The organism is Novosphingobium oxfordense (assembly GCF_044029435.1).
GTDB lineage: Bacteria > Pseudomonadota > Alphaproteobacteria > Sphingomonadales > Sphingomonadaceae > Novosphingobium.
In genome coordinates, this window is sequence record NZ_CP147007.1 from 121310 (window position 1) to 139510 (window position 18201).

Annotated in this window: 17 protein-coding genes; 13 read left to right on the plus strand and 4 right to left on the minus strand. The window is 63.0% G+C overall.

Features of this window, described 5'->3' with window-relative positions:
* Nucleotides 1–2 precede the first annotated feature (2 nt).
* Complete coding sequence (gene treY, locus WBP07_RS20570) at nt 3–2207, plus strand: malto-oligosyltrehalose synthase (protein ID WP_395396284.1); 2205 nt, start codon at nt 3–5, stop codon at nt 2205–2207.
* 130 nt (nt 2208–2337) lie between these two features.
* Here treY and WBP07_RS20575 read toward each other — a convergent pair whose 3' ends face one another.
* Nucleotides 2338–2955 (minus strand): general stress protein, encoded by a 618-nt coding sequence (locus WBP07_RS20575; RefSeq protein WP_395396286.1) that lies wholly within the window; start codon nt 2953–2955, stop codon nt 2338–2340.
* 23 nt (nt 2956–2978) lie between these two features.
* Nucleotides 2979–3272, minus strand: coding sequence for a hypothetical protein (locus WBP07_RS20580; RefSeq protein WP_395396287.1), 294 nt, complete (start codon nt 3270–3272; stop codon nt 2979–2981).
* A gap of 568 nt (nt 3273–3840) precedes the next feature.
* Between WBP07_RS20580 and WBP07_RS20585 the strand changes: the two genes are divergently transcribed.
* Nucleotides 3841–4140, plus strand: coding sequence for a hypothetical protein (locus WBP07_RS20585; protein ID WP_395396288.1), 300 nt, complete (start codon nt 3841–3843; stop codon nt 4138–4140).
* Between the two features lie 290 nt (nt 4141–4430).
* Here WBP07_RS20585 and WBP07_RS20590 read toward each other — a convergent pair whose 3' ends face one another.
* On the minus strand, nt 4431–5171 hold the full coding sequence (locus WBP07_RS20590) for an alpha/beta hydrolase family protein (protein WP_395396289.1): 741 nt from the start codon (nt 5169–5171) through the stop codon (nt 4431–4433).
* Nucleotides 5168–6268, minus strand: coding sequence for a DUF3182 family protein (locus WBP07_RS20595; protein ID WP_395396290.1), 1101 nt, complete (start codon nt 6266–6268; stop codon nt 5168–5170). The genes WBP07_RS20590 and WBP07_RS20595 overlap by 4 nt, the downstream gene beginning before the upstream one ends.
* 427 nt (nt 6269–6695) lie before the next feature.
* On the opposite strand from WBP07_RS20595, the gene WBP07_RS20600 reads away from it, so the two are divergent.
* The 11 genes from WBP07_RS20600 to WBP07_RS20650 all read left to right on the plus strand — a co-directional run bounded on the left by WBP07_RS20600 (nt 6696) and on the right by WBP07_RS20650 (nt 18200).
* A complete protein-coding gene (locus tag WBP07_RS20600) occupies nt 6696–7478 on the plus strand; it encodes a cytochrome c3 family protein (RefSeq protein ID WP_395396291.1) in 783 nt (260 codons plus the stop codon).
* Complete coding sequence (locus tag WBP07_RS20605; RefSeq protein ID WP_395396292.1) at nt 7475–10318, plus strand: Fe-S-cluster-containing hydrogenase; 2844 nt, start codon at nt 7475–7477, stop codon at nt 10316–10318. The genes WBP07_RS20600 and WBP07_RS20605 overlap by 4 nt, the downstream gene beginning before the upstream one ends.
* Nucleotides 10315–11631: an NrfD/PsrC family molybdoenzyme membrane anchor subunit gene (gene nrfD / locus WBP07_RS20610; protein ID WP_395396293.1), complete on the plus strand. Its 1317-nt coding sequence runs from the start codon at nt 10315–10317 to the stop codon at nt 11629–11631. Before WBP07_RS20605 ends, nrfD begins: the two co-directional genes overlap by 4 nt.
* A complete protein-coding gene (locus WBP07_RS20615; RefSeq protein ID WP_395396294.1) occupies nt 11624–12169 on the plus strand; it encodes a DUF3341 domain-containing protein in 546 nt (181 codons plus the stop codon). Before nrfD ends, WBP07_RS20615 begins: the two co-directional genes overlap by 8 nt.
* A complete protein-coding gene (locus WBP07_RS20620; RefSeq protein ID WP_395396295.1) occupies nt 12166–12675 on the plus strand; it encodes a c-type cytochrome in 510 nt (169 codons plus the stop codon). Before WBP07_RS20615 ends, WBP07_RS20620 begins: the two co-directional genes overlap by 4 nt.
* Entirely contained in the window at nt 12662–13729 is a 1068-nt protein-coding gene (locus WBP07_RS20625) for a hypothetical protein (protein WP_395396296.1), read from the plus strand. Before WBP07_RS20620 ends, WBP07_RS20625 begins: the two co-directional genes overlap by 14 nt.
* A gap of 6 nt (nt 13730–13735) precedes the next feature.
* Nucleotides 13736–14140, plus strand: a complete 405-nt coding sequence (locus WBP07_RS20630; protein ID WP_395396297.1) for a hypothetical protein — start codon at nt 13736–13738, stop codon at nt 14138–14140.
* 152 nt (nt 14141–14292) lie between these two features.
* Nucleotides 14293–14940 carry an SCO family protein gene (locus WBP07_RS20635; protein ID WP_395396298.1) on the plus strand — a complete coding sequence of 216 codons (648 nt, stop codon included), beginning with the start codon at nt 14293–14295 and terminating at the stop codon, nt 14938–14940.
* Entirely contained in the window at nt 14937–15890 is a 954-nt protein-coding gene (coxB, locus tag WBP07_RS20640) for a cytochrome c oxidase subunit II (RefSeq protein WP_395396299.1), read from the plus strand. Before WBP07_RS20635 ends, coxB begins: the two co-directional genes overlap by 4 nt.
* On the plus strand, nt 15887–17572 hold the full coding sequence (locus WBP07_RS20645; RefSeq protein ID WP_395396300.1) for a cbb3-type cytochrome c oxidase subunit I: 1686 nt from the start codon (nt 15887–15889) through the stop codon (nt 17570–17572). Before coxB ends, WBP07_RS20645 begins: the two co-directional genes overlap by 4 nt.
* Nucleotides 17565–18200, plus strand: a complete 636-nt coding sequence (locus tag WBP07_RS20650; protein WP_395396301.1) for a heme-copper oxidase subunit III — start codon at nt 17565–17567, stop codon at nt 18198–18200. The genes WBP07_RS20645 and WBP07_RS20650 overlap by 8 nt, the downstream gene beginning before the upstream one ends.
* Nucleotide 18201: the final 1 nt, after the last annotated feature.

The window sequence follows — 18201 nt, forward strand, 5'->3', positions numbered from 1 at the left end:
ACATGGTTGCCACCATCCATAAATTCCCGGAACTTGTCGCCACATACCGCCTGCAGCTTCGTGGCGGAACGGGATTTGCCGAGGCACGCGCAATGCTGCCGTGGCTGACCGAACTGGGTGTGAGCCATCTCTATCTTTCCCCGCTGTTCCGCGCAGCGGCGGGCTCAACGCATGGCTACGACGTTCTCGATCCCAATGAAGTGGATCCAGTGCTTGGCGGGGAGGAAGGCTTCATCGCTCTCTCCAATGCGGCGCTTGAGGCGGGGATCGGCCTTGTGCTCGACATCGTGCCAAACCACATGGCGTTCACACCGGAAAATCCTTTCATTGCCGACATCATGCGCCGCGGTCGTGACAGCAGGTTCGCGCAAGTCTTCGACCTTGACTGGGTTCAGGGCCCCCTGCATTTCCCTGTCCTCGACGGCGATCCGCAGTCCGCGCTCGCGGCCGGAGAGTTGGCATCATCCCCGGATGGCCGGGCATTGCGGGTCCATGGTCTGGACTACCCGCTGCGCGATACCTCACTGGCACGGGCGCTTGCTGCAGGCGAGCAAAGGCTCGACGCATCGGTGCTTTCCACTCTCCTTAAGGAGCAATTCTGGACGATCGGCGACTGGCGGGCCACGGCAGACGCGATCATCCATCGGCGCTTCTTCAACATTACTGGCCTCATCGGCGTAAAACAGGAGGAGGCGGATGTCTTTGCCCTCACCCATCGCTGGATCGTCGATCAAGTGAGGGCGGGCCGCATCCAGGGTCTGAGGATCGATCATATCGACGGACTGGCACGGCCGGCCGCCTACCTTCATCGATTGCGCGAAGCGGTCGGTGAGATTCCCATATGGGTCGAGAAGATCGTCAAGCAGGACGAGGAACTGCCGCACGGGTGGCCGGTCGAGGGGATGAGCGGGTACGAGTTTCTGGATCCGCTGACCCGGTTCCTGACCGAAGATGCTGGGTTGCGGACGATCCGGGCTGCGTGCTCCGATGGTGTTTCCGCCGAGCCGAAAGAGCAGGTGCAGGCGGTGCGACGCGAATTGCTGGAAACTTCCCTGGCGCCGGAACTGCGCCGGGTAGCCGGGGCCGCGCTCACCGCACTCGGCTGCGGCGCGGCCGAAGCGCCAGCCATCGCGCGCGCCATAAGCGACCTCGGTTCCCGCTGGCCGGTCTATCGATCGTACACCTCGGACGGCTATGCGCTTGCCAGCGAGATGGATGACTTTCGTGATGGCGAGGACAGGACGGGATGGCTGCTGGATCTTCTTCACGCCGCCGCGGACGATCCGGCAGCGACCGTTTTTGCAGCTAGATTCGAGCAACTGACCGGCGCACTGACAGCAAAGTCCGAAGAAGATACCGTTTTCTTCCGGGCCGTTTCCTATCTACCCTTCTGCGAGGTGGGTATCGGCCCCGGCCTCGATCCTATCGATGCAGCGGCATTTGAAGCGAGCATGCAAAAGCGCGAAGAGACCAGTCCGCTGGCCCTCAGCACTTTGTCCACGCATGACACCAAGCGCTCTGCGGATGCACGCGCCGCCTTGATCGCGCTCACGTATATGCCGGACCTTGCGCTCGTTTTCATCCAGCGAACTCTGGAAGATGCCCGGGCGTCGGATGTGCCGGCTCGCTGGGGAGTCTACGCGTTGCAGTCGGCGCTTGCCCTGCGCGGGGAACCGGAGGCCGGCGAGCGCCTGGCCGGCCACATTGCCAAGGCCATGCGCGAAGCAAAGGACCTGTCCTGCCATGAGAAGCCCGATGTAGCGGCCGAGGGACGCGTTGGTCAGCTTGCCGAGGCGTTGCGCGGCATGGTGGAGCGGATCGATGCCTGGCCCGATGGTGCGTTGGCACGTTTCGAGCAGATCTACGATCGCATCGTGCTTGCGCAAGTCGCCTTCCAGATCACCGCGCCAGGCATCCCCGATATCTATCAAGGCAACGAAATAGTCGCGGTTAACGTCACCGATCCCGACAACCGTCGCCCGATCGCCGAAATCTCGCACGCTTCGGTTGTTGGGGGATCACTCTCGGATCGCAAACTTCGATTGACGCAGGACTTGCTGAATTCGCGGCGCAGGCATCGAGATATCTTTATCCGTGGGAACTATACGTTGTACGACACCGGGAAATCCTGGGTCGTGAACCGTTCCTTGGATGGTCGGGTTTTCGAAGTGAACATCGAGAAGCCGGACGCTGCGCAGCAGCGTTGAACGCGCGGGGGGGGCCGGTTTTTTGGCGGAATACTGAAAATTGATAAGCAGGGCGGCCGGATCCTCGCAGGGACCCGGCCGCCAGCTTGAACGGCGTCACGATTGATAGTGAAGCTCGTTTATCGGTTCGTCAGTTGCGGGGGATAGTGCCGTAGCGGGCACGATCCCTTTCGATGTCTTCGATCGAGTAGGGGGCCGCCGTCTCGTCGAAGCGGGTCCACCCCTCCTTGCGGTACTCAGCGCCGCGTGCGGCGATATCGACAGCCGGAGCGGAATTCACGGCGGCGTTTGCGCGTTCGACTTCGGCATCGTCAACCTTGGCGCTCAGCAGAACGCCGCCGCGACGTACGCCCTCGGAATAGACATTCGCATCCTCTTCCGAGTGTCCTGCATGCCTGAGCGCGCCTACCAGTCCGCCCGCAGCAGCGCCGCCGAGCGCACCTACGCCGGCACCGACCGCACCTGCGGCCAGCCAGCCTGCTGCGACGATGGGTCCCAGGCCTGGAATGGCGAGCATTCCAAGGCCCGCGAGCAATCCGCCGGCGCCTCCCAGAACGGCACCGGCGGACGTTCCGGTGGTGACTTCGCCGTCACTGTTTACCCCTTCGTGGGCTGAGGCGTGCTTGCCATGGGCATCGTTGGCGATGACGCTGATGTCATCGCGTGGAACGCCAATGCTCTCCAGTTCGTGAATGGCCTGTGCCGCATCGGCATAATTGTCAAAGAGACGCGTAATGGTCTTGGTCATGGAATTTCTCCGAGCAGGCCAGGTCAATGAACGGAAACGTTACCCTTGTAGTCGAGGGCGACGGTGACCGTCTTGCCATCTTTGACGGCCTGGCCTTGCCAGACGCCGTTTTCGTTCTGCGTCAGCTTGCCGATGTGCGTGTAGCCGGCCTTGGCGATGCGTCCGCGCGCCTGGCTCTCGGTAAAGGAGTTATGCCCCTTCGCCGTGGCCTTGGTCGTTGCAACGGTCGGGTCCTTGACAGCGGGATTGTTCGATTGCGCGCCAGCAGAAGACGCAACGAGGATGGCGGCCGAAGCCGCAACAAGAATGAGTTTCATGAGATTTTCTCCTCTCTGGTGCGGTAACGTGCGCCAAGGTGTATAGTTGCCGAACTACACTGCCTTCGTGAGTTTGGTCGCTCCAGAATGTGCGATCAGACGCTTGGCGGTCAAAGCAGAGGGAACGCAGCATTATGATATGCTGTCCCCGCGGCATGCTTCATAGGAGGCGCAAATCCCGGCATTCACCTCGCTTGAACTAATGCGCCCCGGCCTCCAGCGCTGTTCCGGCGGTTCAATGTCCATGAAGGGGCGATTCCGGCCCATCCGATAGCGGGCAGCTTCGATTAGAGAATTGCAATCCCGGTACACTTTTTGCCCAGAACTCCTCTGGCACTATTGAAACTAGTGATTGTTCCGGACCTGCAGGCGTCGAAATTCGATTGGTGGTACAGAGTTAGCGCTGAATGGATACGGAAGAAGTTGAGTTCATCGTTGGTTGGGTTCGCCGCAAGTCATTACGCCTAACTCGCCCAGAAGGTGAAGCGGGGTACGAATGGGTCAGCCGCCATAGGCAAGGCGGAACTTTGTTTCAGCTCGGGCCGTTCATTTGGAAAGGAGAACGAACGTGGATGGTCAAACTTCGATCGGCCCCTTGGAAGCTAAGCCGCCAATTACTGAAGAGGCTGCTCAGACCGGAGCATCGGAATCCGATTTGCAGGCAAAGCAGGCAAAGCAGGCAAAGCAGGCAAAGCAGGCAAAGCAGGCAAAGGGACCGCGTGGCCATACAGCAGTCTCATCGCAATCTGCGGGCGATCCCAACGAAAGGGATCCGAACGAGCGCAGCGACATGATTTCCGAGCGTCGCAATCCAGGCATGCATGGCGGGGGCGGTGATCCAGGCTGGAAGCCCAGTCGACGCCCATGAATTGAGGGTCACGTCGAGCGGAAATGCCACCAGCCGGAGAGGAGCCGCACTCAAGTTGCCCGGTTTGCCACGCGCAGGGTGTCCTCGAGAGTGTTTCCGCCCTCTCATGTTCTTCGATGGTGAATGGCGGCTGATAGGGAAACACCACATCTCTACAAATATGAGCTGCGCTGCTGACAGCATGCGGGACGTCCGCATATCGAGGAACGTACGAAGACGCGGCGTAGGCCACCGGAAAGCAGAGCGCCTGGGCACCGGCAAGAAGGATCCCGGGATGCTGTGGTATCCCCTCAGGGAGCGCGACGGATTTCGCGAACCATTTCCTCAATCCAATTGATCAGCAGGGTGTTGTACTTCTTGCGGTGCGTCTCATCGCGCAAGGCGTGATCGGCGCCCTTCAGCACACGGTAATTGAGTGATCGGCTGCGGCGGAAGGCCGCCATGAACGAACTGATGGTGGCATGCGGCACATAGTCGTCTTGTTCGGATTCCACGATCAGGACGTCGCCGGTGAAACGTTCGCATGCCGCCAGCGCGCGGTCCTGGTGACCGCTGCGGAAATGGTTGCGGTAGCGCTCAATCGTGCCGCGGTCGAGCAGGGCCTTGGGCACTTCCCAGTCGGCATCAGGATAGAGTGCCGGCACCCGCAATGCCAGCCACGCTACTGGTCGCACCGCAGTGAGAAGGGTTGCCAGGTAACCGCCGTAGCTCGTGCCAACCACGGCGATCGCCGAAACGTCCACGGCCTGTTGCGCGACGAGGAAATCGTAGGCGGCGATCACGTCGGCAAGTCCGTCGGAGCGAGTGACGCGGTTGCGGTCCTCGTCGTGGCGCGCATGGCCGCGCAGGTCGAAGGTGAAGCACACGCAGCCCAGTTGGGCGATCTCCTCCGCGCGAAGCAGATCCTGCTCCTGGCTGCCGCCCCAGCCGTGAATGAAGAGCACACCTGGTGTAAGCTTTGCGGGGGTCAGGACGGTTCCGTCCAGTGTCTGTCCTTCGATGTCGAGCGTAACCTGATGCGTTGTCTTCATTCCATCACCATCACATACTTTGTCATCGGGCCGGCGATCGGGTCGATCCCAGCGTAGTAGATGATCGCGCCGACCGGTGCGGCGTTGTCGTCTCCGTGAATTTCCACCGTCGTACAGACCGCCGTGTTACGAGCGGGGTCTGCCTCAAACCGCTCCAGGGCGGCGATCTCGGCAGGGGTCGCGCCGCCGACGCGCCAACTCTGCTCCAGCACGCCAATCCGTCGTTGCCCGCGATGGTCCGTGCCGACAGCCACGTCGTAGTTCCGACGCGAAGCAAACATCTGCGGGAAGGTGCCGAAAATCTTGCGGTCGTAATCGCGGGCCTTCTTGATCGCTTCCCTGAGCTCGGCGGGGAACTCGCGCGAGGCAAGGTCGGCAAGACCGCCGCGAACCGCGTGGAGGCATGTGCCGCCGTAGACGGTCTCGCCTTCTCGATTGACAGTGATGGCCTGGGTTCCCCAGTAGGCAATCGATCTGTCCAAGATCCTGGCTGAGCCGATGCTGTAGGTTTTTACGTCCAGCAGGTTCTCTTCCAGCACCACCCCCTCACGCCGCACGGTTTCGGGATCGAGCAGGCCGAGGGCGGATTCAAGTTCCTCCAACGTTCGCACCACGGTCTGGCCGCGACCGGCAGTCGCCTCCACCTGCTTGACGCGGATCGGGCCCGCTGCGAGCAGGCTGGCGCCCGCGGCTTGCGCATCGGTCAGGTCGAACGCGGAGAAACCCGAGAGGACGGTTCCGGACAGGCGATTACCCAAGTCCCGATCCCAGCCGTGGGGTATCGCCCTCGCCCCGGGAACCAGCCGATGGCCGACAGCTTTGGTGGCGACGAAGCGAAATGGCACGACCCCTCCGAAAAGATCGTTCTCTCCAAGGATACAAAGGGCGCGGGCTTCGTCGACCGTGAGCGTATCGCGCGGAATATGGTAGGATTTCGGATTTCCATCCGCATCAAAACAGGTGATCCGGTCGAGCTCCGCATTTGAAACACCGCTGCACAGGTCAGCGAGTCTGCGGGCCATTTCCAGACGTGACGACCTGTCATGTTCATTGTCGAACTGGCCCGACACCGGGGTTCGGAGATAATCGGCACTCATGAGTATCCGCCAAGCGCTTTCTTCCACCTGATAACGCACAAGTCGGATTGGGGATGCGCACGGAAGGTACCGGACCCGTCAACGCGCTGGCCAGCGAGTTCGCTTCGGCTGCCTGTCGCCTATCCCTAAGCAGATGTGCCTGAGGAGTGGAAAGCCCGATATCCCTGGACATCCAAGTGCCCCGGCCGACGAGAAATACTCTAAGACTTTGTAGGAAATCGATTCATTCACGTCTTGCGAAGCGGCGGTGTGTTGATTTTCACGGTCCGACCGCCAGAAATGATACGAATTCGCCAGTGAACCTGTGCTGGAGCGTTTGAGGAACCCATGCGCCGACTGCTGACCGTCCCAGGCATCGGTGCACTTAACGCAACCGCGCTGGTAGCGGCTCCGCGGCAATCGCATTGCCTTCGATGTGACCACGCCCATGAGCGAACCCTTCGATAGGAGGCGCGGCGCTTGGATCTTACGGCTCGCTTTCCCGTGGGAACCTCAGAGGCCCAAGCCGGTTGCACCCGATGGGAACATACTGGCAGAAGTGATGTGCGCGTTGCAGGTTTTCTCGCCTTCGGCCGATACATGGCTCAGGTTCGGCCTGGTTGGCGTGCTCGTGCTGGTGATCTGCAGTGCACTCGCAGCCGCGGGCTACGCCCATTCCGGATACGCGACACAAGCAGGCTGGTTTCGGGACCAAGAGGTGCCCTTCAGCCATAAGCATCACGTGGGCGAATTGGGCATCGATTGCCGTTACTGTCACTCCAGTGTGGAGGCATCTGCCGACGCGGGCCTTCCCGCGACGCAAGTCTGCATGACCTGTCATTCGCAGGTATGGACCGACGCGCCGATGCTGGCGCCGGTTCGCCGCAGTTTTGCGCTTGATCGCCCGCTGCGCTGGCATCGCGTGGCGCAGCTGCCGGACTACGTCTATTTCGATCATTCGATCCACGTGCAGCGCGGCGTGGCCTGTGTGGAATGCCACGGACGCGTTGACGAGATGTCGCTTACCTATCGCGCCAAGGCGCTGCAGATGCAATTCTGTCTCGATTGCCATCGCAATCCGGCGCCCAGCCTGCGCCCGCCCGAGCAGGTAACGCGGATGGACTGGAGTGGCTGGAATAAGGAGATGGCCACCCGCTACGGCAATGCGGCGCTGGCCCGGTTCCATATCGTGCCAGCCCGGCTCGATAATTGCGGGTTGTGCCACAGATGACCCAGTGGCGCGCTCTCGAGGAATGGCTGCGGACGCCGGACTTGCAGGATCGCATCGCGCGTGAATTTCCCATGCTGGCGCGTTTGCGGCCGGAGATGGACCGGCGGGGGACCTTCCGTTTCCTGGCCGGCGCCATCGCGCTTGCCGGACTCGACGGATGCGAGCGCAAGGCCGACGAGGATGCCTACCCGATGGCCCGCATGCCGGAGGGCAGCGAGCCGGGAAATGTGCGCCATTATGCGAGCGCGGTGGAACTGGATGGAGTGGGTCAGCCGATAATCGGCACTTGCCGGGATGGGCGCCCGATCAAGCTGGAGGGCAATCCCCGCCACCCGGCGAGCGGCGGGGCGACTGATGCCTTCACCCAGGCGGCGTTACTGGGGCTTTACGATCCCTTCCGCAGCGCTGCGCCGCAGAAAGGGCGCGAGACAGCGGACTGGGATGCGGCAGCCCGTGTCCTGCAGGACTTGCGCCAGCGGCTCGACGCAAGGCGAGGGGAGGGTTTCCGACTGCTCACCGGGGCGGTGGGATCACCGACGCTACTGCGCCAGATAGCGGCGATGAAGGCGCGCTGGCCGGCTATGCACTGGCATGTCCATGCGCCCGCTTCGGCGGCGCCAATCCCGCTCACTGTGCCAATTGAGACGGTGTTGTACCTCGACAGGACAGAGGCGCTCGTTTGCCTCGACGCTGATCCGCTGGGCAATGGTCCGCTGCAGACATGGCATGCGCAAGGCTGGGCGGCACGGCGGCGAGCGTTTCAGGACGGGCAAGCCAATGCCGCCCTGATGGTGGCCGAACCCACGCCCACCCTGACCGGAACGATGGGGCAGGAGCGGTTGGTGGCCTCGCACGGCCGCATCGAACCGCTGCTCGCTGCGCTGGAGAGGCGGATCGCAGGCGGCGCAGCCGAAGGGCTCTCTACGCGGGAAATAGGCTGGGTGGATCAGGCCGCAGCCTTGCTTGAAGAGAACCGGGGGCGCGGGTTGGTGCTCGTCGGCGCTCAGCATGGCCAGCGGGCTCAGGCACGGGTCGCAGCGCTCAATGACCTTCTGGGCAACGGCCGTCTATCCGGTGAATGGGGCGCGAGGGAGGGCGATCCCGAGCCCGAGGACTTCGCCTCGCTGGTAATGGCGATGCGCAGCGGCACGGTAGGAGCGCTGCTGTTCCTCGATACGAACCCGGTCTACAGTGCGGCGCCTGATCTGGCGTTCGGGCAGGCTATGGGCAAAGTAGCGCTGCGCGTCCATGCCGGGCTCCATCGCGATGAGACGGCCCGCCATTGCCATTGGCACCTGCCGCTCGCGCATCTTCTCGAAAGCTGGAGCGATGTGCGCTGCGCGGAAGGTTCGGCAAGCGTGGTCCAGCCCCTCGTGCGGCCTTTCCTCGATGTCCGCTCGCGCCATGAGATCCTCGCCATGGTGCTGGGTGCGCAGGGAGCGACGCGTGGACGCGATCTCGTGCGGGAGACATGGGGGGAAGCTGCCGCTGACGATGCAGGCTGGCAGTCGATTTTGCTTGGGGGAATTGTCGAGGAGCGAAGGCGTGGAAAGCCGGCCGCCACCGGTGCTCGCGCAGCGGCTCCCGCTCTCGCGCAGGTTTGCACCTCTCCGCCGGGCTATGACGTGTTGTTCCGCCCCGATCCCACGGTTCACGATGGTAGCCTTGCGGGTAATCCCTGGCTCCAGGAAATGCCCAAGCCCCTCACCAAGCTGACATGGGACAATGCCATCCATGTCTCTCCGGCGATCGCGGAAGCCGAAGGGCTGGAAAACGAGGACCTCGTCGAAGTCCGCATCGGTGATGCGCGGATCGAAGGGCCTGTCTGGATCGTACCGGGGCAGGCCCCGCAAACCATCCTGCTCCATCTCGGTTACGGGCGACGCGCCGGCGGAGAGGTGGCGCTTGGGTGCGGTTTCGATGTTCATGCACTGCAATCCTCTGCCTCTCCCTCGTATCGCGGCGGGGCGCGGCTGCGTAAACTCGGCGGCAAGCAAGCGCTCGCCTGCACGCAGACCCATTGGGCGCTTGGCGGACACGACTGGGTGCGAGAGGTCGACGAGGCCGGCGAGAGCCTGCCCCCCAAGCCGGAGCGGGCGAATTTTTACCTACCGCAGGAGCGCGCGCCCGATGAGCCGGCCTGGGCCATGGCGATCGATCTTGACCTCTGCCTTGGCTGCAATGCCTGCGCCGTCGCATGCGTTGCGGAAAACAACGTGCCGATGGTCGGCAAGGAGCAGGTGGCAAAGGGCCGCGAGATGCACTGGTTGCGGATCGACCGTTACTACGAGGGCACTCCGGAAGCCCCCGAGCACCGGTTCCAGCCCGTGCCCTGCATGCATTGCGAGGATGCCCCTTGCGAAACGGGCTGCCCGGTCAATGCCACGGTACACAGCCCCGACGGGCTCAACCTGCAGGTGTACAATCGCTGTATCGGCACGCGCACCTGCTCAGCTTACTGCCCTTACAAGGTGCGCCGCTTCAACTGGCTGGACTACACGCGCAGCGTGCCCGAGGAACTGAAGGCGCAGCGCAACCCCGAAGTCACTGTGCGTGACCGGGGTGTCATGGAAAAGTGCACCTACTGTATCCAGCGGATCACGCAGGCGCGTATTGAAGCGGACAAGGAAAACCGCCCTTTGCGCGATGGCGATGTGCTCACCGCGTGCCAGCAGGCCTGCCCGACACAGGCCATCGTTTTCGGAGACCTGTCAACGAAGGGGAGCGCCGTCGGCCGCCGAAAGGCGGATGGCCGGAACTATGCGTTGCTCGGTGAGGCGAATACCCGGCCGCGCACGACGTATGGCGCTCGGATAAAAAGCGGGAAGGGCAAGGCATGACCCGCAATGAAATCTTTCGGCGCGTAACGGGGGAAGTTGTCACCATCCCCTTGCGGTTTCCCGCACCGCGCACCTGGTGGATCATGTTCGCGGTCACCGGCACGCTGACATTGCTGCTGTTCGTTTCGGCCGGGATGGTGCTGGTGAACGGGCCGGGCATCTGGGGCAACAACATCCCAGTGGGCTGGGGTTTCCCGATCGCGAACTACATCTGGTGGATCGGCATTGGCCACGCCGGCACGCTAATCTCGGCCATGCTGCTGTTGCTCCAGCAAGGCTGGCGCAATTCGCTCAACCGCTTTGCCGAAGCGATGACCCTGTTCGCCGTCGCCTGTGGTGGTCTCTATCCGATCATCCATCTCGGTCGTCCCTGGTACTTCTACTGGATGGCGCCGTACCCCAACACCATGGACATCTGGCCGCAGTTCCGCAGCCCGCTGACCTGGGATTTTTTCGCGGTCCTCACTTATCTGCTGGTTTCGGCGGCGTTCTGGTACATCGGTATCATTCCCGATCTCGCTTCCGCTCGGGATCGGGCGACGAAGCGTCGCTGGCAGGTGTTCTATGGGTTGCTGGCGCTTGGCTGGCGGGGTGCTGGACGGCACTGGCTGCGCTGGCGGCAGGCCTACATGACAACCGCTGCGATTGCGGTGCCGCTGGTTGTGTCGGTTCACTCCGAGATTTCGATGTTGTTTGCTGCAGGTCCGGTTCCGGGCTGGAACTCGACGATCTTTCCCGCCTACTTCGTTCTCGGGGCGGCTTTCTCGGGATTTGCGGTCGTGACGATGATCGCCATTGTCCTGCGACATATGCTGCGCCTGGAAGACCTTGTGACCGCGCGGCATCTCGACATGCTGGGGCGCATGACGCTCGCGACCGGCCTGATGACCGGATACGGCTATGTCATGGAGGTATTCACGGCCTTATACGGCGGCGGGTACGAGCTTGAGACTTTGCAGGACCGTTATGGCGGGCCATATGCCTGGACCTTCTGGGGCGCGGTCCTGTTCAATTTCGTTCCTCTGCAATTGCTGTGGTGGCGAAAGTGGCGCGTTTCGCCGGCGGCAGCCTTCCTTGTCTGCCTTTGCGTGGCGGTGGGCATGTGGTGCGAGCGGTACATGCTGCTGGTCACTTCGCTCTATCGGGACTGGCTAGATTCCTCGATCAACCTCTTCCATCCCACGTTCTGGGACTGGTCACTCTATGCAGGTTTCATTGGCCTGTTCCTGTCTGCGCTGCTGCTCTTCGTACGCTTTCTGCCGGTGATCTCTGCCTTCGAGATCAAGGAGCGGATCGAGGCAGACGATGGCTGAACGCAACACCCCCTATGCGGTCCTCGGCGAGTTTTCCAAGACGGACGTGCTTCTCGGTGCAGCGCGGACACTGCGAGAAGAAGGATGGCGAATCGAAGTCTTCTCGCCCTTTCCGCTGGAGGGCCTGGCCGAAGCGCTGGACTGGCAGGAGACCCGCGTGCCGCGCTCCTTCCTGATCTGGGGCGTGATCGGGGCAGTGGCGGGCTTCGCAATGCAGGTCGCGGCCACGCGCGATTTTCCGCTCGATATCGGCGGCCGTCCGTTGGTTGCGGTGCCTGCCTTTCTGATGATCACGTTCGAACTCATGATCCTCTTCGCGGTGTTCGGCGGGATAGCCGCGATGTTCTTGGCCAATCGCCTGCCGCGTCTTCATCATCCGCTTTTCGACGCCCAGCGCTTCGGCCTTGCCAGCGATGATCGCTTTTTCCTGGCCGTAATGGTCGGGAAAGGCTGCCCATCCTCCGAAGAAGCCCGAGCGGCTCTGTGGCGCCTCAACGCTGGCGAGGTGACAGAAGTGGGCGAAAGCGAAGTATCATGAAACGGCTCGCGCCTCTTGTCCTTCTGCTGCTCGCCGCGTGCGGGAAGAATATGGTTCAACAGGCGCGCTACGATTCGTACGAGCCCGCAGGCCTGTTTGGCGACGGAATGGCGATGCAGCGTGCGCCTGACGGCACCTTTTCGCGAGAGGACGCTGCCCGGACGGCGAGCGAGCAGCGTCCGGCGATGAACCGCGCACTTGTGGAGCGCGGGCGCGATCGTTTCGCGATTTACTGCGTGCCCTGCCATGGGCGCGACGGTTCGGGCGACGGGATCGTGACGGAGCGTGGGTTTCCGCGTCCGCCGGACCTCCATGAGAAACGGTTAGTGGAGGCGGCGGACAGTCACTTCTATGCCGTCATGACCCAAGGCTACGGTGTCATGCATTCCTTTGCGGACCGCGTGCCGCCGCGTGATCGGTGGGCCATTGCCGCCTATGTTCGCGCGTTGCAGGTCACCGGCCAGAAGCCGGCCCGTAACGAGGAGAGTGCCCATGCGGCTCCCTGAAAAACTGCGTGCCTTTGGCGTACCCGGCGTTGGCCTCATCGGCGTTCTGGGTGCGATTGCCTGCACTCTCGAAGCACCTCGGGCCGGACTGACCGGTTGGCTGGGGGCTGCCGTCATGCTTCAGGGGATTCCGGTGGGAGGGCTGATCCTGCTGGCGATGATGCCGCTGATGAAAGGACAGTGGGAGGCCCAACTGCGCGGCAGCTGCGAGGCCGCGATCGGGCTCTGGACGTTCGCGATCGCAGCCTTCGTGCCCGTGCTGTTGGGGATCGGCGCGATCTATAGCTGGATGAGCGCGGCACCGGAGACGGCGTTCCAGCGCTTCTGGCTGAGCCCGGTCCCGTTTGTCCTGCGTACGGCGGCGTGGTTCGTTGCGCTCGGCGTGATCGCCCGCGCTCTCGTCGGTGGGCGAGCCTCGCGGGGCATCTGCGCGTTGGCGCTGGTCGTGCTGGTGCTGGGAGGATCTTTGATGGCGGTCGACTGGCTGATGTCGCTGGACGTCGATTTTCATTCTTCCGGCTTCGGCCTGCAAGTCCTCGCGCTGCAAACCTGCTCGGCCTACGCGACGATCCTGCTCGTGCGGCTGGTGAGCCGGCCCGAACCAGGTGACCAACGTTTCGGCAGCGTCGGCGGTACGCCTGGGCTGCTTGGCGCGCTCCTCCTCGTGTTCCTGCTGCTCTGGCTCTATTTCCAGTTCATGCCCTATCTCATCACCTGGTCGGGCAACTTGCCGGAGGGGGCCCATTGGTACGCAATACGGTCTACCGGGGCTTGGCCCTGGCTGCTGGCCCTGGCGGGCGCCCTGGGCGGATTGCCCTTGGCGGCCCTGCTATTCTCGCAAGTTCGACGATCACCGCTAGCATTGGCGCTGGCGTCCATCTCTGTTCTGACGGGCAAGGCGATCGAGTTCGCATGGCTGGTGGTCCCCGGGCGCGGGGCGGTCGCCGGGCTATCCTTCGGGTGCTCTGCAATTGCCCTTGGCGCCTTCGCCCTGTTCTACCTCGCGCCCGCAACCGCGCGGTGGCCGCAGTGCCGTCGCTGTGGAAGGGCCTGATCGGCCATGATCCGCGACCTCCATCCGCATACGCGGCCGCAGCGCACCCAAGACCCCGGCGACGTCGACCACCGTGCGCGCGAACTGGGCTTCGAGCCGAGCGACTGGCCGGTCAGTCTCGTTTTCCGGGGCGCACCGACATTGGCGTTGCTGTTGGGCGCGGCGCTATGCGTAGGCTCTCTGGCAATCTCCCTGCTGAGGCCAAACCGCCCGCCGGCAGGCGACCACGGAGCGCCAATTGAAACCCTCGCGCCCCGGCTTCAGGCGCACCCCGCGAGCGATCTGGCGCAGGCCCTTGACCGGCAAGACCGCAACCTCAGGCAAGCTCCAGTGCCTATTGAAAGGGCAATGGATGAAGCCGCCGCGCGGGGTTGGCGCGAGGATCGTCCTACAAAGGGACAGGGCCAGTGAAGCGGGTTCTTATCGTCCTTCTGGGAGCAATGACGCTCGCGTTTCCCGCGTCGGCGGGCGCGCCATTCGATCCATTCGGCCTCGCCCGGATCGACGGAGATCCCGGAGCCAGGGTTCCGCTTGACGGGGTCCTGCGTGATCAGGATGGCCGGATGACCAGTCTGCGGCAGCTTGGGCACAGTTTGCCGCTCGTGGTAGTACCGGTACTGCATGACTGTCCGAACATTTGCGGCGTCACCATGGCGGGCGTGGCCGACGCGGCGCGGGTGCAGCGGCAGTTCGTGGCGGGGCGCGACTTTACGATCGTTGCCTTCGGAATCGATCCGTCCGAGACTGACCAGGATGCCCGCGCCGACCTCGCGCGGCTCGAAAGTCAGACGGTGCAAAAGCGTTCCGCCCCGGTGCCGATGGTGGCGACGACAGGCGGACAAGGCGCTGTACATGCTGTTACCGACGCGCTCGGCTATCGCTACGCCTTCGATCCACGCATCCGCCAATATGCTCACGTGGCCGCCAGCGCCGTGCTGACGCCCGACGGCCGTCTGGTGGGCTGGCTCTACGGCCTTTCGCCCGACGCCGCCGCTCTGGAGAAAGCACTCATCGACGCGCGTGCCGGCCGGAGCGGAGGGCTGGCCCGGCAGCTGATCCTGCTTTGCTATCACTACGACCCCGTGGCCGGGACGTACTCGCTGGCGATCGAACGTCTGATCCGTTGGGCCGGCATCGCCACCGTGCTGGGCATCGCGGCGCTGATCCTGTGGCTCAGGCGCAAACCGGGAAGAGGAGGGCGCGGGGCATGAGCGCTCCAATCCTGCTGTGGCCGCCGATCGCATCGGCCTATGCCGGACGTGTGGACCTCCTGATCGCTTGCTTCGGGGTGCTCGTGGCGCTGCTTTCGGCGCCGGTCTTCATCCTCATGGCGATCTGGGCGGTGCGCTATCGTAAGGGGCGGCGGGCGGACCGTACTCCAGGACAGGATCGCAACGTCTGGCTGGAGGTCAGCTGGTCGGTGATCCCCTTCCTGCTGATCATGGGCTTCTTCTTCTGGTCGACCGCGATGTTCCTCGATGCGCGGACGCCGCCCGCAGATGCGCTAGTGATCAATGTGGTGGCGAAGCAGTGGATGTGGAAGTTCCAGCACGCCAGCGGCGCGCGCGAGATCAACGAGGTGCACGTGCCGCTAGGCCGGGCGGTACGCCTGACGATGACGTCGCAGGATGTGATCCACAGCCTCTACGTTCCGGCACTGCGCATCAAGCAGGACGTACTGCCCGAACGCTATACCCAGCTCTGGTTCAATGCCGACCGGCCGGGCACTTATCCGCTGCGCTGCGCCGAATATTGCGGGACCGACCACAGCGTTATGATCGGTCGCGTGATCGTCCAGCGGGAGGAGGACTACGCCCGCTGGCTTGCGCGTGCCGGAACCGACGGCGGGCTGGCGGGACGGGGGCAGACGCTGTTTCACCGTCTTGGTTGTTCAAGCTGCCACGGCGCGGGCGTCACGGAACGTGCGCCCAGTCTCGCAGGGATCTATGGCCGGACCGTCACGCTCGCCAGCGGGCGAGCTGTCCGCGTGGACGATCAATACCTGCGCGATTCCATCATACTGCCGAACAAGGATGTGACCGCCGGCTATGCGCCGATCATGCCGCCCTATGGCGGTGTCCTCGACGAGGAGCAGGTTCTCGAACTTGTGGCCTATCTCAAGTCGAGCCGGAATGGCGAGCCGGGGGAGCGGGGTTCATGAACGCACGCACGTCGCAGGATGCCATTCCCGACACTGCGGAGGAACGGGCCAGCTACCTCAACGCGGGCCATGGGCTGCGATCCTGGCTGCTGACCACCGATCACAAGCGGATCGCCTTGCTTTATCTCGTCTCGGTCACATTCTTCTTCGCGGTTGGCGGCAGCGCCGCCTCGCTGATAAGGCTCGACCTGCTGACGCCGCAGGCCGATCTCCTGACCAACGACGGCTACAACCGCGCGTTCTCCCTCCACGGCATCGTCATGGTCTGGTTCTTCCTGATCCCCTCGATTCCCAATGTCTTCGGCAATTTCCTGATACCGCTCATGATCGGGGCGCGCGATCTTGCCTTTCCCAGGCTCAATCTTGCGTCATGGTACATCTTCATGGCCGGCGGCCTCATCACGCTCGGCATCGTCGTCATGGGCGGGGTGGATACCGGCTGGACCTTCTACACCCCCTTCAGTTCCACGTATTCGAACGGTTATGTACTGGGGGCGCTGGCCGCGGTCTTCGTCTCGGGCTTTTCCTCGATCCTCACCGGCCTCAATTTCATCGTCACAGTCCACAAGCTGCGCGCGCCCGGGATGACATGGGGGCGGCTACCGCTATTCGTGTGGTCGCATTATGCGACTTCGGTCATCTTCGTGCTGGCAACACCGGTGCTCTCGATCACGCTGGTTCTGGTTGCGCTCGAGCGGATATTCGGGGTGGGGATCTTCGATCCCAAGCTTGGCGGCGATCCGCTGCTGTTTCAACACCTGTTCTGGTTCTACAGCCATCCGGCGGTCTACATCATGGTGCTGCCAGCCATGGGCGTGGTGACCGAACTCATCACCGCCGCCGCGCACAAGCGGGTATTCGGGTACTGGTTCATCGCCGGATCCTCGATTGCGATCGCAGTGATCGGCTTCATGGTCTGGGGCCACCACATGTTCGTCTCGGGCCAGAGCCCTTACGCGAGCACGATCTTTTCGTTCCTGTCGGTGGTCGTGGCGGTGCCTTCCGCGATCAAGGTCTATAATTGGGCGGCGACGCTGCACAAGGGCGAGATCCTTCTGGACGGTCCCTTCCTCTTCGCGATGGGCTTCATCGGCTTGTTCGTGGTAGGCGGCCTTACCGGACTGATGCTGGCGATGCTGGCTATCGACGTCCACGTGCACGACACGATGTTCGTTGTGGCCCATTTTCATTACATCATGGTCGGCGGCACCGTCAGCGCCTTCTTCGGCGCGCTGCATTACTGGTGGCCCAAGATCACGGGTCGCCTTTCCAACGACACCTGGGCGCGCGTGAGTGCGCTAGCCATCTTCGTGGGGTTCAATCTCACCTTCTTTCCGCAGTTCATGCTGGGCTACGAAGGGATGCCGCGCCGCTACCATGTCTATCCGCCGGAGTTCCAGGTGCTGCAGGTTATGTCCTCGCTCGGCGCGTCGGTCCTGGCGGTGGGCTATGTCCTGCCCTTGGTCTACCTGTCGTGGTCGTTGCGCTACGGAAAGCCCGCAGGCCCTAATCCCTGGGGCGCGACAGGCTTGGAGTGGTCGGTTCCCTCGCCACCGCCGAAGCACAACTTCGACCAGATTCCCTGGGTCGATACGGCTCCGTATTGCTACCCGGTCACTCCCGACGGGCCTGCGCCCGAAGGCGGAGACAGCAAACAGAAGGAGAGGATGGAGCATGGCTGAACCCTCGCTTTCCGGATCCCTGCAGGGCCCCTTTTCCAGCCTGGCAAGGCAGCGCGAGGCGGACAGACTGGGGATGCTGCTGTTCCTTGCCAGCGAAATCATGCTCTTCGGAGGAGTCTTCGCCGCGGCCCTGGTCGTCCGCATGGTCCATCCACTGGATTTTGTAGCGTCTTCCGCTGCAATGCATTTCTGGCTTGGCGGGATCAATACCGCGCTGCTGCTGACTTCCAGCCTGCTGGTGGCTTTTGCTGTCTCGCTCTGCCGGGAAGGTCGGGCGTGCGCGGCCGGCTGGGCATTGGCATCGGCGGCCGGGCTGGGGACAGCGTTTCTGGCCCTGAAGGGTTTCGAGTATGTTCTGGAGTGGCGAGACGGACTTGTCCCCGTCTTCCGGGCCGGTGGTCTTCAGGGCAGCGTGCGGACCCTGTTCATGACGCTCTATTTTACCGCTACGGGCCTTCATGCCATCCATGTCACCGTCGGGCTGGCCCTGCTCATCGCAATGATCCGGCCGTTTGGCGCCGCGCTCCGCGATCGGGAAGCGACCACGCTAGGCAATGTCGCACTTTATTGGCATTTCGTCGACGTGGTGTGGATATTTCTCTATCCCACACTCTATCTGGCGCGCTGAC

Excerpts from the sequence above, each read along its gene's own strand:
- treY (WP_395396284.1), top strand. The coding sequence starts at position 3 with ATGGTTGCCACCATCCATAAATTCCCGGAACTTGTCGCCACATACCGC.
- WBP07_RS20575 (WP_395396286.1), bottom strand. The coding sequence starts at position 2,955 with ATGACCAAGACCATTACGCGTCTCTTTGACAATTATGCCGATGCGGCA.
- WBP07_RS20580 (WP_395396287.1), bottom strand. The coding sequence starts at position 3,272 with ATGAAACTCATTCTTGTTGCGGCTTCGGCCGCCATCCTCGTTGCGTCT.
- WBP07_RS20590 (WP_395396289.1), bottom strand. The coding sequence starts at position 5,171 with ATGAAGACAACGCATCAGGTTACGCTCGACATCGAAGGACAGACACTG.
- WBP07_RS20595 (WP_395396290.1), bottom strand. The coding sequence starts at position 6,268 with ATGAGTGCCGATTATCTCCGAACCCCGGTGTCGGGCCAGTTCGACAAT.
- WBP07_RS20600 (WP_395396291.1), top strand. The coding sequence starts at position 6,696 with ATGAGCGAACCCTTCGATAGGAGGCGCGGCGCTTGGATCTTACGGCTC.
- WBP07_RS20605 (WP_395396292.1), top strand. The coding sequence starts at position 7,475 with ATGACCCAGTGGCGCGCTCTCGAGGAATGGCTGCGGACGCCGGACTTG.
- nrfD (WP_395396293.1), top strand. The coding sequence starts at position 10,315 with ATGACCCGCAATGAAATCTTTCGGCGCGTAACGGGGGAAGTTGTCACC.
- WBP07_RS20615 (WP_395396294.1), top strand. The coding sequence starts at position 11,624 with ATGGCTGAACGCAACACCCCCTATGCGGTCCTCGGCGAGTTTTCCAAG.
- WBP07_RS20620 (WP_395396295.1), top strand. The coding sequence starts at position 12,166 with ATGAAACGGCTCGCGCCTCTTGTCCTTCTGCTGCTCGCCGCGTGCGGG.
- WBP07_RS20625 (WP_395396296.1), top strand. The coding sequence starts at position 12,662 with ATGCGGCTCCCTGAAAAACTGCGTGCCTTTGGCGTACCCGGCGTTGGC.
- WBP07_RS20630 (WP_395396297.1), top strand. The coding sequence starts at position 13,736 with ATGATCCGCGACCTCCATCCGCATACGCGGCCGCAGCGCACCCAAGAC.
- WBP07_RS20635 (WP_395396298.1), top strand. The coding sequence starts at position 14,293 with ATGACCAGTCTGCGGCAGCTTGGGCACAGTTTGCCGCTCGTGGTAGTA.
- coxB (WP_395396299.1), top strand. The coding sequence starts at position 14,937 with ATGAGCGCTCCAATCCTGCTGTGGCCGCCGATCGCATCGGCCTATGCC.
- WBP07_RS20645 (WP_395396300.1), top strand. The coding sequence starts at position 15,887 with ATGAACGCACGCACGTCGCAGGATGCCATTCCCGACACTGCGGAGGAA.
- WBP07_RS20650 (WP_395396301.1), top strand. The coding sequence starts at position 17,565 with ATGGCTGAACCCTCGCTTTCCGGATCCCTGCAGGGCCCCTTTTCCAGC.